Here is a 12,674-nt window from a genome sequence, read left to right as displayed (position 1 = left end):
GGCGGCGGCCAGCAGGCCGGCCAGGCCCGCGCCGACGACGACGGCACGCCGGGGAGCCGTGACCGCGGTGTCGCTCGGGCCGCTAACGGGTTCGCTCATGGAAGTCGCTCTCTGACCTGGTCGCGGCGGCCCATTCACGGGCGGCCGCTACGACGGGTGACTGACGCAGGGCGATGGACATCCGTACGAGGTCACGGGGGTTCTCGGCGGGCGGGGCGGGGGCGTCGGCCGTGGCGGAGCTGATGACCCGGCCCTCCGGGTCGTCCTCCTTGGCCCGTACCGCCGCCGTCACCATCGCGGCGTCGGCCTCGGCCCGCGCCTGGACGGGCTCGGAGCCCGCCGCGACGGCGGCGGTGTACGCCTTGGCTCGTACCTCGGAGTCGAAGTACGGGTACAGGCTGAGCATGCCGTCGTGGATGTCGGACTCCCGCTGCGTCATCTGGAGCCGGGCCGGCGCCCACCAGGAGATCCGCACCTCGTGGCTCGCCTGGGCCCAGACGGGACGCAACTCCCGCCACAGCGGGCCGAGTCGACGGTACATGGACCAGATGGTCCAGGAGTCGCCGAGGCGCTCTCCGGCCAGCGGCAGACAGAAGCCGAGCGCGCAGATCTGCGCGCCGACGGACGACAGCACGGGGGCGACGTACGTGCTCAGGTAGTCCAGGTCGCCGCCCTGCCAGCGGGTGACCACGGCGATCAGTTTGACGGCCGCGAACGGGACGTTGAGCAGGAAACCGAACGCGATGATCACCAGCCCGGCGCGCAGCCAGCCGCGCACCTGGAGCGCCCAGCGCCAGCACATGACGTTCATCGCGACGCCCGCGGCGGTGAAGCCGATCAGATACAGCACGATCATCTCGCGCAGGAACGGGGTGGTGGCGTAGTACGTGTCGAAGTCCCGCACCCGCTCCACGGGGGCCTCGCCGAGCACGAACAGCAGCACGATCGCCGCGCACACCGCGCCGTACCCGGCGATCCAGCGGTGCGAGAGGCGGCGTGTCGTGTCGGGCGGTCCGCCCCGCCAGTTGGTGATCAGCACCAGGCAGGAGCCGCTGAAGGCGCTCAGCAGCAGGTAGACGACGGCCGCCGACATGTTCGCGACGCCGGTGACGCGGTTGACCTCGGTGATCGTCGGCGGCGCGGCGAAGCAGAAGACCAGGGCGGCCAGCGTCATCAGCGCGCACACGGACCTGATCAGTGGGTCGCCCCAGTTCCGCAGCAGCGCGGGTGTCTTCGAGGCGAGGGCGATCGTCATCGCGACGGCAGGAATGTAGTAGCTGGACCCGTCCATGTCTTCGGCGTCTCGGCGTCTCTGCGTCCGTTGCTTCTCGGTGTTCCCGGCCGCTCAGCCCTGCGGCCCGCGGTAGCCCAGGGAGGCCCCGATGCGGCCGGCCAGGTGATCGCGGCGCACCGGCCCGCGCAGCGCCGAACCGGCGAGCCAGGTACGGCACTTGCTGGCCAGCAGCAGTCCGAAACTCTCGGCGTCCTGCTCGTCCGTCAGGTCGAAACGGGTCCGGGCGGCGACCTTCAGCACGGTCGCGTGCAGATCGGCGTCCTGGCTCAGTAAGCGCGTGGCGACCGCGGCACCCTCCACGTGGCGGCCGCAGTGCCCGGCCTGCATGTGCCACAGCTCGTGGCCGAGGATCACCAACTGGTGGTCGGGCGCGGTGCGTTCCTCGATGACGACCAGGTCCTGCTCGGCCATGTCCAGCCACAGCCCACTGGCCGTGCCCGGCGGGAAGACGGCCGTACGGTAGTGGACGGGGCGGCCGCGGCGTCTGCTCATGGCGTCGCACAGGGCGCTGTAGAGGTCGGCGGGGTCCGCCGGTGCCGGCAGCGTGAGTTCGCCGACCAACTCGCCGCACAGACGGCGCATTTCCTTTCCGATGCCCACAGTTCTCCCCCGGTCAGGACTCGGGCCGCTTGACGCTCTCCAGCAGCATGTCCAGCCACTCCGCCACCTTGTCGCGGTGCTGGTCGGTGGGCAGCTGTGCCGCCCGCCAGGCGATGGAGCGCACCCCGTGGTTCTGCAGCAGCCGCTGCAACGGGTCGTCCGCGGCCTCGGCCGCCGCGCGCTCACGGTCGGCGAGCTGCTGGAGAAGCTCCTGCTCGGTCCGCATCAGGGCGCTCGCCAGCGCCTCGGGATCCTCGGCGGTGAGGAAACCCGCGTGCACTCTGAAGAAGCGCTGGATGGCGTCGCAGTGCTCCATCGTGGGACGCCGGTCCCCGTTGATCAGGGCACCCGCCTGCTGGCGCGACATGCCGGCGCCGTCGGCGATCTCCTGCTGGGTGTACTTACGGCCGCCCGGCTTGAGCCGGGTGCGTCGCAGCAGGTCCAGGCGCTGCAGAAAGCGGGCCTGGACGTCGGGCTCACCGGCGCGCTGCCCGCTCAGCAGGGCCTTCACCACCGCCTCCGGCACACCCGACGCGCCCGAGAGGCGTCGGGTGTCGAAGACCTCCGTGTGCCGTACGCGCAGCTTGTCCGCCAGCGCGGTGACACGGGCCACGACGGCCGGCAGCAGAACCGTCGCCGCGGCGTCCGGAACCTCGAAGCCATCCGTCACCGACAGATCTCCTACGTCTCTCTCAGGCCAATTTCGCGGTACTGCGGAATCCGTGGATCCAAGCCTGGCGCGAGACCCCGGTCTCGGCAAGTACACCGTGAACTGCGGGGAGACTAGCGGTTCGGTCGAACTCACATCCAGGTCTCGCCACAACTGTGGCGAGATTCAGCCGTCAACCGGCGTCGAATGCCACGATAGTTGACACGACTCCGCCCAGGGCAGCAGGATCAAGGCGCCGCGAGAAGGCCGCATAGGCAAGAGGGGTGACCTCCCGATGGCGTATCAGGCAGGAGGGCAGCGGTGGGTACCGCGGCCCGTCCCCGACAGTCTCGAAGCCCGGGAAGCGCAGGCGTACCTCCAGGACTACGCAGTGCTGCAGGATTCCGTCCTGTTCCCGTCCGTCGTCCTCGACCACCGCTGGGACGTCGTCCTGTCCAACGCCGCGTTCCGGGCGCTCTTCAACGGCGTGGGACCGCACCCGACGGCCATGCCGGGCGACAACTTCCTCCGGTTCGTGCTCTTCCACCCGGACGCCGCCACGGTCCTCGGCGACCACGAGTCCAGCTGGTGCCTGCCGATGCTCGCCCACTTCGCCACCGCGGTGGAGCATCACCCCCAGGACCGGGGCCTGCAGTCCATCCGCCGGGACATCGCCCAGGATCCGATCATGGACGCCGCCTACCGTCACGGCCTCCCGCACTGGCTCCGCACGGTCGGCCCCGCCGCCGGCCGGCACGACGGGGCCGTACGCCCCCTCGTCCACCCGGACCCGCGCTGGGGCGCCACCCACTGCCGGATCGTCGGCGAGACCCCCGACACCCTCCGCGACATGGGCTACCACCGCATGACCCTCGTCCTGCGCGAGGTGGGCCGCCCGTCCGACCCCCTGCGCAGGACGCGCCGCCCCCGGGGCGCCGCGGCGGGCCATCTGAGCGTGGTGCCCTCCCCGGAGAGGTGAGCCGTACCTCCTCCGGTGCCGCCGGCGTTCAGGTCGCCGACGGCACCGGAGGTCACCTCGTGTCGTCCTGAGAGGTCACCCCTTGTCCAGGGGGACACCCCGCTTCGCCGCCTGGATCTGCTCGTACACATGGGTGCGCAGCTCCGCGAAACGCGGTGCCACGCGGGTGTGCAACTGGTCGCGTTCGGCGGGGAGGTCGACCTTGAGCTGTTCCTGTACGACGGTGGGGGAGGCGGACAGGACCAGGACGCGCTCACCGAGGTAGACGGCCTCGTCGATGTCGTGGGTGACGAAGAGGATCGTGATGCCCCGCTCCCGCCACAGGCCCCGCACGAGGTCCTCCAGATCGGCGCGGGTCTGGGCGTCGACCGCCGCGAACGGCTCGTCCATCAGCAGCACGTCCGGCTCGTAGGCCAGCGCGCGGGCGATGGCGACCCGCTGCTGCATACCGCCGGACAGCTGCCAGGGGTACGCCCCCGCCGCGTCGGACAGGCCGACGGAGGCGAGCGCGTCGTCGACCAGCTCACGTCGCCGGCTCTTGCCCGACTTCTTCTGCTTCAGCGGCAGTTCGACGTTGTCGCGGACCCGCATCCAGGGGAACAGACTGCGCCCGTACTCCTGGAAGACGACCGCCATGCCCGGCGGCGGCCCGTCCACCGGCCGTCCCCCCAGGACGACTTCACCGGCTGTCGGGTCCAGCAGCCCGGCCACACACTTCAGCAGGGTCGTCTTGCCGCAGCCCGACGGGCCCACCAGACAGACCAGTTCGCCCGCGTCGACGGTGAACGTGAGGTCCCGCACCGCCTCCACGCGGCGCCCGGAACTCTCGTAGACCTTCCTCAGACCCCGTACGTCGAGCATGGTCCGCCGCCCCTTCTCGAGTTTCACCACGACCGCCGGGAGGATGCGCGCAGACCGTGGTACCAGCCGAGCACGCGCCGCTCGACCAGCCGGAAGACGACGGACAGCAGGAACCCGAGCAGGCCGAGGACGAGGATGCCGGTCCACATGTCGGGGATCGCGAAACCGCGCTGGAACTGGACGATGGTGTGGCCCAGTCCGTTGCTGGACGCGGTCATCTCGCTGATGACCATGAGGATGATGCCGATCGACAGAGCCTGGCGCAGCCCCGCGAAGATCTGCGGGCTCGCCGAGCGCAGGACGACGTTCCGCAGCCGGGCCACGCCCGTGATGCCGTACGACCGGGCCGTCTCGGACAGCACGGAGTCCACCGCGCGTACGCCTTCGACGGTGTTGAGCAGGACCGGCCACACGCAGCCGCTCGCGATGACGACGATCTTCATCGTGTCGCCGATGCCCGCGAACAGCATGATGACCGGGACGAGGACCGGCGGCGGCACGGCCCGCAGGAATTCGAGAACCGGTTCGCAGACCGCCCGCACCCGGCGGTAGGAGCCGATGACCGTGCCGAGCGCGATGCCGGCCACGGCGGCCAGGGCGTACCCGGCGGACAGGCGCAGCAGGCTGGGCAGGACGTCGGCGCGCAGCCGCTCGGCCGTCCAGACGTCGGGGAAGGTGGTGAGGATCGTACGCAGGGGTGGCCAGAACACATCGGTGCTCTCGTCCGACGCCAGCCACCAGACGGTGACCAGGACGAGAGGGAGGGCGACGACGAACAGCAGCCTCAGCAGCACGAGTCTCACACCGTCACCTCCCCGCGCACCGACTGGTGCCAGGCCAGGGCCCGCCGCTCCACCGTGCGGGCGCCCACGTTGACGATCAGCCCCAGCAGCCCGGTGACCACGACCAGGGCGTACATCTCCGGCACCGCCTGCGAGGACTGCGCGACCGAGATACGCCGGCCCAACCCCGGTGCGCCGATGACGAGTTCGGCGGTCACCGCCAGGACGAGGGCCACGGCGGCGGCCAGCCGGACGCCCGTCATGACGTACGGCAGGGCGGTCGGCCACAGGACGTACCGGATCCGCGCCCAGGTGCCGAGACCGTAGGAGCGGGCCGTCTCCTCGGCGACCGGGTCGACGTCCTGGACGCCGTACAGGGTCTGGATCAGGATCTGCCAGAAGGACGCGTAGACCACCAGCAGGAGCACCGACTGCAGTTCACTGCCGTACAGGAGGACGGCGAGAGGGATCAGGGCGACCGAGGGGATCGGGCGCAGGAACTCGATCGTGGAGGACGTCGCCTCGCGCAGGTACGGCACGACGGCGATGACCACCCCCGTGAGGATCCCGGCCGTCACGGCGATCAGCAGCCCGACCGCCCAGCCGGTGAGGGTGTCACCGAGCGCCGCCCAGAACGCCTCGTCGGCGAGTTCGTCGGCGAGGGCGTCGGCGACCCGGCTGACCGGCGGGAGATAGTCGTCCTCGACGAGGCCGAGCCGCGGGAGCGCCTCCCAGAGGGCGAGGAACCCCGCGAGCCCGGCCGCGCCGAGGAGCGTGTCGGCACCCCTCACGGCAGTAGCTTGTCCAGGTCCGGGGCCTTCTCGAACAGGCCGTCCTTCTGCCCCAGTTCGGCGAGCCGCTCGATGGAGGCGCGGTCCGGCTCGGCGGGCCAGCGGGGCAGGACGACCTTCTCCAGCAGGTTCTCCGGGATCTTCGTGTACGTGGTGATGATCTCGCGGACCTCGTCCGGGTGCGCGTCGGCGTACGCGAGCGACTCCGCCGTGGCCTCCTGGAACTTCTTCACCGTCTCCGGGTTCTCCGCGGCGTACTGCTGCGAGGTGAAGTACATGGCCACGGTGAGGTACGGCGACACGTCGACGAAGTTCGACGCCAGTACGGTGCCGCCCTGGGACTTGATGGTGGCGAGCGCGGGCTCCACGACACAGGCCGCGTCGACCTGCCCCTTGGCGAGCGCGGCCGGCATCTGGTCGAACGGCATCTCCACGTACTCCACCTCGGACGGGTCACCGCCGTCCTTGCGGACCGACTCGTTGACCGAGGTGTCGCAGATGTTGCCCAGCGTGTTGGCCGCGACCTTCTTGCCCTCCAGGTCGCTGGCGGACTTCAGCCGGCTGCCCTTCCGCACGGCGATCGCCGCGAAGTCGCCGCCCACCTTGCCGGTGGAGGCGACCCCGTTCACCACGGCCTTGACCGGCACGTTCTTGGACTGGGCGACCAGCAGGGAGGTCATGTTGCTGAAGCCGAAGTCGAACTGGCCGGAGACGACACCGGGCACGATCGCCGCCCCGCCCTGCGCGAGCGTGGGCTCCAGTTCGAGACCGCGCTCGCTGTAGAAGCCCTTCTTCTCGCCCAGATACAGCGGGGCGACGTCGATGATGGGGATGACGCCGAGCTTGAGTGTGGTGGTGCCACCGGATGCCGAGTCACCGCCGTCCGACCCGGAGCCGGACGAACCGCAGGCCGTCGCGGTGACGAACAAAGTGCCGGCCGCGAGGCCGATGAGCAGACGACGCATGACTCCCCCTGGTGGGAACGCTCTTCGACAGACTGTGCGCACACCGCACGGAAGTGCTCAGCCGGAAGGTAGAACGCCGTCGGTCACGGGTCAATGCCCAGGCCGTGCAAGGCCGTTGACAGTTGCAGAAGTGTGCTCCTAGCGTGCGCAGAGCGCACCGTCGTGCGAACGGAGCGCACGTGCCGTGCTTCGTCGTGCGGCTTTTCGTGTGGGTCCCGTGCGGCTTCCGTGCGGTCTCCGTGCGTCTTCCTGGAGGCGACGATGCCCGATCGAGACCGGTTCGGCGGGGCCCGCGAACCGCACTTCGTCCGGTCCTTCGAGCGGGGCCTCGCGGTCATCCGGGCCTTCGACGCCGAGCATCCCGCGCTGACCCTGAGCGAGGCCGCCCGGAGCTGTGAGCTGACCCGGGCAGCCGCCCGCCGCTTCCTGCTCACCCTCGTCGACCTCGGGTACGTCCACACCGACGGCCGGCTGTTCCGGCTGACCCCGCGCGTGCTCGAACTCGGCTACGCGTACCTGTCGGGCTTCACCCTCCCCGACCTCGCCGTGCCGCATCTGGAGCGGCTGGTCGCGCAGGTCGGGGAGTCGTCCTCGCTGTGCGTCCTCGACGGCGACGACGTCGTGTACGTGGCGAGGGTCCCGACGAGCCGCATCATGACGGCGTCGATCACCGTGGGCACCCGCTTCCCGGCCCATGTCACCTCGGTCGGCCGGGTGGTCCTCGCCCATCTGCCGGACGAGGAGATCGACGCCCGGCTCGCCCGCGCCGACCTCAGGCCCCTCACCCGGCGCACCCTGACCTCCGCCGACCAGCTCAGGGCCGAGCTGCGCCGCGTACGCCGGCAGGGGTACGCGGTCGTCGACCAGGAACTGGAGGAGGGGCTCCGATCGGTCGCCGTCCCGGTCCGGGACCGGGACGGCGAGGTGGTGGCCGGCGTGAACATCCCCGCCCACGCGGGCCGCACCTCGGTCGAGTCGGTACGCCGCGACCTGTTGCCCCACCTGCTGGCCACGGTCGCCCGGATCGAGGCCGACCTGTGTGTGACGCGGACGGCCACGGGCCGGGCACGGGCCGAGGCCCCCGAACCGCTACAGGTCGAGCACCAGCCGTGACCCCTGGCACCGGGACACGCAGATGAGCATGGTCTCCCCGGCCTCGCGCTCCTCGTCGCTCAGCACCGAGTCGCGGTGGTCGGGGGTGCCGTCCAGGACGTCCGTCTCGCACGTCCCGCAGGTGCCTTCCGCGCAGGAGTACAGCACCTCGACCCCGGCGGCCCGCACGGTGTCGAGCACGGAGACCCCGACGGGAACCGTGACGGTCCTCCCCGTCCGCTCCAGCACGACCTCGAACTCGGTGTCCGGGCCCGTCTCCTGCTCCTTGGGCCGGAACCGCTCGACCCTGAGCGCCTTCCCGGGGCACCGCGCCTCGACCGCGTCGAGCAGGGCACCGGGCCCGCAGCAGTAGACGAGGGCGTCCTCGGGCAGGCCGTCCAGCACGGACCCGAGATCGAGCAGCCCGGTCTCGTCCTGCGGGGCGAAGGTGACCCGGTCGCCGTAGCCGCCCAACTCCGCCCGGAACGCCATGGACGCACGGCTGCGCCCGCCGTACAGCAGCGACCACTCCGCGCCCGCCGCCTCGGCCGCGGCCAGCATCGGCAGGATGGGTGTGATGCCGATGCCGCCGGCCACGAACCGGTAGCGGGGCACCGGCTCCAGGGCGAAGTTGTTGCGCGGCCCGCGCACACGGACCTTGTCGCCCCGCGCCAACTCCGTGTGCACGTAAGCCGATCCGCCGCGCCCGTCGGGCTCCCGCAGGACCCCGATCCGCCAGCTGTGCCGGTCCGCCGGGTCACCGCACAGGGAGTACTGGCGCTCCAGCTCCGGCCCCAGCAGCACATCGATGTGCGCGCCCGGCTCCCAGGCGGGGAGTTCCTCGCCCAGCGGATGCCGCAGGACGAGGGCGAGCACACCGTCGGCGGCGAACTCCCGCCCGTCGACGACGAGTTCGGCCTCGTACGTCGACGACGAAGGCGAGGGTGAGGGGGACGAGGTCATGCGCTGCTTCCTTGCGGCTCGTGTCCTTGGGGGTGGGCGAGCATCCACTCCCACATCTCGATGGGGTCCTGCGCGGTGTGCTCGCGCCCGCAGTGACAGGTGCCGTGCAGGATGTCCGTGCCCGGCAGCCAGTCGACGCGGTAGACCTCCCCGGTCCGGAAGGTGGGAGGTGTGCTCACAGGACCTTCTCCACCGGCTTCTCACCCTGCTCGACCAGCCGGGCGAGGATACGGCGGGCGGCCAGACCACCGGTGTCGATGTTGATGCTCAGCTCCTGGTAGCCGGTGCGCTCGGTGCCCAGCGTCTCCTGGAGCAGGTTCAGCGCGTCGACGTCCTGCATGACGACCGTGTGGTTGTTGCCCCTGAGGAACTCGGTGACCTCGTCGCTCTCGGTCGCCCAGTCCCGGGAGACCATCCAGAAGTCGTAGACCTTGCCGTCCGTCGACGGGGTGATCGCGTAGGTGATCTCGGTGTGGAAGCCGTTCGGGTCGCTGCCGTCCGCCTCGGGGACCACGCCCACGGGGGCGATCCGGCTGTGCAGCAGATACAGGCACGGCGCGAAGTACTCGATGTCCTGCCAGCGCGTGATCCGGCCCTCGATGCCGGTCGACCTCGCGTAGAACGGGGGGCACTCCGCGTCGTCCATGTGCCGGCTCACCCGTACGACGCCCGCGCCCTCGTCGACCTCGGTGGTGATCGGTGTCTCGGCGACCTCGGGGGTGCCGATGTACCCGCCGTGCAGATAGGTCTCGTGGGACAGGTCGAGCAGGTTGTCGACGAGGAGCCCGTAGTCGGCGTCGATCGGCTCCATGCCGCGCACGGTGAGCCAGCCGGGGGCGGCCAGGTGCTCGGCGCGCGGGATGGTCTGCGGGTCGGCGAGCGCCGGGTCACCTATCCACACCCAGATCAGCGAGTCCTGCTCGACCACGGGGTACGAGGCCACGCGCGCCGTCCGCGGGATCCGCTTCTGCCCCGGCACGTACACGCAGGCGCCCGTCGTGTCGTAGGTGAAGCCGTGGTAGCCGCACACGATCCGGTCCCCGTCCAGCCCACTCTCCGACAGCGGGTACCGGCGGTGCACACACCGGTCGTGCAGCGCCACCGGCGTGCCCTCCTCCGCCGTCCGGTAGAAGACGATCGGCTCACCCAGGATCGTCCGTCCGAGCAGCTCCCGCCCGACCTCTTCGGCGTAGGCGGCGACGTACCACTGATTCCTGGCGAAGGCGGTCATGTGAGGCATGGCGATCCCGTCCCTGAGAACCCTGAGAGCGGAGCCGCGTCGCCCCGCGTGTCACCACATTCGTGAGCGGGCACGGGACCCGGCAATACCCCTTCCGTCAGACGGAAGCCGCTTTGCCCGGCCGTGGCGCGCCGGCCCGGCGCTGTTCGCGCGGCGGCCCCTCACATGTCACACCCGCGCCACGGACCCTTCCCCGGCGTTCGTTCCTCTTGGACCATTCCTTCCGCGCACGTCACATCCGACGCACCACGTCAGGACAAGAGGTCATCCACCCATGCCTGAAGTCAACCGGCGGCGATTCCTCCAGGTAGCGGGCGCCACGACGGCGTTCAGCGCACTGTCGGCCAGTATCCAGCGGGCCGCGGCGCTGCCCGCGCACCACCGTTCCGGCACGATCGAGGACGTCGAGCACATCGTCGTCCTCATGCAGGAGAACCGGTCCTTCGACCACTACTTCGGCGCCCTGAGAGGAGTACGGGGCTTCGGCGACCCGCATCCGGTGACGCTGGACAACGGCAGGAGCGTGTGGCACCAGTCGGACGGCACGAAGGACGTCCTGCCGTTCCACCCCGAGGCCGACGATCTCGGGATGCAGTTCCTGGAGGGCCTGCCGCACGGCTGGTCGGACGGGCACGCCGCCTACAACGGGGGCAAGTACGACCGGTGGGTGCCGGCCAAGGGCACCACGACGATGGCGTATCTGACCCGCGAGGACATCCCGTTCCACTACGCCCTCGCCGACTCCTTCACCGTCTGCGACGCCTACCACTGCTCGTTCATCGGCTCGACCGACCCGAACCGCTACTACCTGTGGACGGGGTACACGGGCAACGACGGCGTGGGCGGCGGCCCCGTCCTCGGCAACGACGAGGTCGGCTACGACTGGACGACCTACCCCGAGCGCCTCGAAGCGGCCGGGATCTCCTGGAAGATCTACCAGGACATCGGCGACGGCCTGGACGCGGCCGGCTCCTGGGGCTGGATAGCGGACGCCTACCGGGGCAACTACGGCGACAACTCGCTGCTCTACTTCAACAGGTACCGGGGCGCCGAGCCCGGCGACCCCTGGTACGACAAGGCCCGCACCGGTACGAACGCGAAGGCCGGCGACGGCTACTTCGACCTGCTCAAAGCGGACGTCAAGGCGGGCAGACTGCCGCAGATCTCCTGGATCGCCGCGCCCGAGGCCTTCTCCGAGCACTCCAACTGGCCGTCCAACTACGGCGCCTGGTACATCTCCCAGGTCCTGGACGCGCTCACCTCCGACCCGGCCGTCTGGGCGAAGACCGCGCTGTTCATCACGTACGACGAGAACGACGGCTTCTTCGACCACCTCGTGCCGCCGCTGCCGCCGCGCGACGCCTCCCGCGGCAGGTCCACGGTGGATGTGGCACCGGACCTCTACAAGGGTGACGCCAACCGTGTGGCCGGCCCCTACGGTCTCGGTCCGCGCGTACCGATGCTGGTCGTCTCCCCCTGGAGCAAGGGCGGTTACGTCTGCTCGGAAACCCTCGACCACACCTCGATCGTGCGGTTCATGGAGCGCCGCTTCGGGGTGAGGGAACCGAACATCTCGCCGTGGCGGCGGGCCGTCTGCGGTGACCTCACCGCCGCGTTCGACTTCTCCCACAAGGACAGCCGGCCGGCCGTGCTGCCGGACACCGACGAGTACGAGCCGCAGGACCGGGAGCGGCATCCCGACTACAAGCCGGCGGTGCCGGCGGACCCGAGCATGCCGAAGCAGGAACGGGGGCTGCGTCCGGCCCGGCCGCTCAGGTACGCGCCCAGGGTGGACGGTTCGGCCGATCCGAAGGCCGGGACCCTCACCCTCACGTTCGCCTCCGGCGGCAGGGCGGGGGCGGCCTTCCTCGTCACCTCCGGGAACCGTACGGACGGGCCGTGGACATACACCACCGAGGCGGGCAAGGCCGTGTCGGACACGTGGAACTCCGCGTACTCCGGCGGCTCGTACGACCTCACGGTGCACGGTCCGAACGGCTTCCTGCGGGTCTTCGAGGGGCCGGGGAAGGCATCGACGGCCGGGCCCGAGGTGACCGCGCGGCACGTCGGCGACGATGTGGAGCTGACCTTCACCAACAAGGGCTCCGGCGCGGTGAGTCTGAAGGTCGGGAGCGCGTACGGTGGCCGGTCCCGCACGGTCAGGGTGCGGGCCGGCGCGACCGTCCGGCAGGTCGTCGATCTCCGGTCGAGCAGGCGCTGGTACGACCTGACCGTCACCGCCGACGGGGGGTTCCTCCGGAGGTTCGCCGGGCACGTGGAGAACGGGCGGGCGGGGGTGAGCGATCCGGCGCTGGGGTGGCGGTAGGGCGCCCAGTAGCTCGGGGGCGTGTGTTCCTGGGCGACTGCGGCTCGCACGTGGTCGAGCGCGCAGTTCCCCGCGCCCCCTGAAGGCCTACGGCCCCAGCGTGCGCGGCCCTGCCGCCGGCACGGCCCCGGC

The 12,674-nt window shown here is 70.7% G+C and carries 13 protein-coding genes; 3 read left to right on the top strand and 10 right to left on the bottom strand.

Translation table 11 applies throughout. From position 1 onward, the window contains the following. Positions 1–82: 82 nt before the first annotated feature. The 3 genes from AWZ10_RS02095 to AWZ10_RS02085 are packed head-to-tail and all read right to left on the bottom strand — an operon-like array spanning position 83 to position 2,564. The gene (locus AWZ10_RS02095) at positions 83–1,291 is read right to left on the bottom strand and encodes an MAB_1171c family putative transporter (RefSeq protein ID WP_037704185.1); all 1,209 of its coding nucleotides are present in this window, start codon (positions 1,289–1,291) and stop codon (positions 83–85) included. Positions 1,292–1,345: 54 nt separating this feature from the next. Then, positions 1,346–1,876 (bottom strand): hypothetical protein, encoded by a 531-nt coding sequence (locus AWZ10_RS02090; protein ID WP_046704179.1) that lies wholly within the window; start codon positions 1,874–1,876, stop codon positions 1,346–1,348. Between the two features lie 31 nt (positions 1,877–1,907). Beyond that, positions 1,908–2,564 carry a helix-turn-helix domain-containing protein gene (locus tag AWZ10_RS02085; RefSeq protein ID WP_037704183.1) on the bottom strand — a complete coding sequence of 219 codons (657 nt, stop codon included), beginning with the start codon at positions 2,562–2,564 and terminating at the stop codon, positions 1,908–1,910. Between the two features lie 274 nt (positions 2,565–2,838). Here AWZ10_RS02085 and AWZ10_RS02080 point away from each other — a divergent pair, with 274 nt between their 5' ends. After that, positions 2,839–3,522 carry an MmyB family transcriptional regulator gene (locus AWZ10_RS02080; protein WP_046704180.1) on the top strand — a complete coding sequence of 228 codons (684 nt, stop codon included), beginning with the start codon at positions 2,839–2,841 and terminating at the stop codon, positions 3,520–3,522. A gap of 75 nt (positions 3,523–3,597) precedes the next feature. On the opposite strand, the gene AWZ10_RS02075 is transcribed toward AWZ10_RS02080, so the two are convergent. The 4 genes from AWZ10_RS02075 to AWZ10_RS02060 are packed head-to-tail and all read right to left on the bottom strand — an operon-like array spanning position 3,598 to position 6,921. Continuing rightward, on the bottom strand, positions 3,598–4,383 hold the full coding sequence (locus AWZ10_RS02075) for an ABC transporter ATP-binding protein (RefSeq protein WP_046704192.1): 786 nt from the start codon (positions 4,381–4,383) through the stop codon (positions 3,598–3,600). Positions 4,384–4,406: 23 nt separating this feature from the next. Next, the gene (locus AWZ10_RS02070) at positions 4,407–5,186 is read right to left on the bottom strand and encodes an ABC transporter permease (RefSeq protein ID WP_046704181.1); all 780 of its coding nucleotides are present in this window, start codon (positions 5,184–5,186) and stop codon (positions 4,407–4,409) included. Further along, positions 5,183–5,956: an ABC transporter permease gene (locus AWZ10_RS02065; protein ID WP_046704182.1), complete on the bottom strand. Its 774-nt coding sequence runs from the start codon at positions 5,954–5,956 to the stop codon at positions 5,183–5,185. The genes AWZ10_RS02070 and AWZ10_RS02065 overlap by 4 nt, the downstream gene beginning before the upstream one ends. Beyond that, positions 5,953–6,921: an ABC transporter substrate-binding protein gene (locus AWZ10_RS02060; protein WP_060890297.1), complete on the bottom strand. Its 969-nt coding sequence runs from the start codon at positions 6,919–6,921 to the stop codon at positions 5,953–5,955. The genes AWZ10_RS02065 and AWZ10_RS02060 overlap by 4 nt, the downstream gene beginning before the upstream one ends. Positions 6,922–7,182: 261 nt before the next feature. Here AWZ10_RS02060 and AWZ10_RS02055 point away from each other — a divergent pair, with 261 nt between their 5' ends. Continuing rightward, complete coding sequence (locus AWZ10_RS02055; RefSeq protein ID WP_046704184.1) at positions 7,183–8,034, top strand: IclR family transcriptional regulator domain-containing protein; 852 nt, start codon at positions 7,183–7,185, stop codon at positions 8,032–8,034. On the opposite strand, the gene AWZ10_RS02050 is transcribed toward AWZ10_RS02055, so the two are convergent. Genes AWZ10_RS02050 through AWZ10_RS02040 form a run of 3 tightly spaced genes read right to left on the bottom strand, consistent with a single transcriptional unit; the run spans position 8,011 to position 10,216 of the window. After that, on the bottom strand, positions 8,011–8,976 hold the full coding sequence (locus AWZ10_RS02050; protein WP_060890296.1) for a PDR/VanB family oxidoreductase: 966 nt from the start codon (positions 8,974–8,976) through the stop codon (positions 8,011–8,013). The genes AWZ10_RS02055 and AWZ10_RS02050 overlap by 24 nt on opposite strands. After that, positions 8,973–9,155, bottom strand: a complete 183-nt coding sequence (locus AWZ10_RS02045; RefSeq protein ID WP_037704171.1) for a hypothetical protein — start codon at positions 9,153–9,155, stop codon at positions 8,973–8,975. The genes AWZ10_RS02050 and AWZ10_RS02045 overlap by 4 nt, the downstream gene beginning before the upstream one ends. Beyond that, entirely contained in the window at positions 9,152–10,216 is a 1,065-nt protein-coding gene (locus AWZ10_RS02040; protein ID WP_078935289.1) for an aromatic ring-hydroxylating oxygenase subunit alpha, read from the bottom strand. The genes AWZ10_RS02045 and AWZ10_RS02040 overlap by 4 nt, the downstream gene beginning before the upstream one ends. A gap of 274 nt (positions 10,217–10,490) precedes the next feature. Between AWZ10_RS02040 and AWZ10_RS02035 the strand changes: the two genes are divergently transcribed. Further along, a complete protein-coding gene (locus AWZ10_RS02035; protein WP_046704187.1) occupies positions 10,491–12,542 on the top strand; it encodes a phosphocholine-specific phospholipase C in 2,052 nt (683 codons plus the stop codon). Positions 12,543–12,674: the final 132 nt, after the last annotated feature.

It is taken from the genome of Streptomyces europaeiscabiei (assembly GCF_001550375.1).
In the GTDB taxonomy this organism is placed as follows: Bacteria; Actinomycetota; Actinomycetes; order Streptomycetales; family Streptomycetaceae; genus Streptomyces; species Streptomyces europaeiscabiei.
Note: the sequence above shows the minus strand (reverse complement) of the source record. Positions and strands in the feature narration are given on the sequence as shown.

Bases quoted from the DNA above. Each gene is read 5' to 3' on its own strand.
- AWZ10_RS02095 (WP_037704185.1), bottom strand. From the start codon at position 1,291: ATGGACGGGTCCAGCTACTACATTCCTGCCGTCGCGATGACGATCGCC.
- AWZ10_RS02090 (WP_046704179.1), bottom strand. From the start codon at position 1,876: ATGCGCCGTCTGTGCGGCGAGTTGGTCGGCGAACTCACGCTGCCGGCA.
- AWZ10_RS02080 (WP_046704180.1), top strand. From the start codon at position 2,839: ATGGCGTATCAGGCAGGAGGGCAGCGGTGGGTACCGCGGCCCGTCCCC.
- AWZ10_RS02075 (WP_046704192.1), bottom strand. From the start codon at position 4,383: ATGCTCGACGTACGGGGTCTGAGGAAGGTCTACGAGAGTTCCGGGCGC.
- AWZ10_RS02060 (WP_060890297.1), bottom strand. From the start codon at position 6,921: ATGCGTCGTCTGCTCATCGGCCTCGCGGCCGGCACTTTGTTCGTCACC.
- AWZ10_RS02055 (WP_046704184.1), top strand. From the start codon at position 7,183: ATGCCCGATCGAGACCGGTTCGGCGGGGCCCGCGAACCGCACTTCGTC.
- AWZ10_RS02050 (WP_060890296.1), bottom strand. From the start codon at position 8,976: ATGACCTCGTCCCCCTCACCCTCGCCTTCGTCGTCGACGTACGAGGCC.
- AWZ10_RS02040 (WP_078935289.1), bottom strand. From the start codon at position 10,216: ATGCCTCACATGACCGCCTTCGCCAGGAATCAGTGGTACGTCGCCGCC.
- AWZ10_RS02035 (WP_046704187.1), top strand. From the start codon at position 10,491: ATGCCTGAAGTCAACCGGCGGCGATTCCTCCAGGTAGCGGGCGCCACG.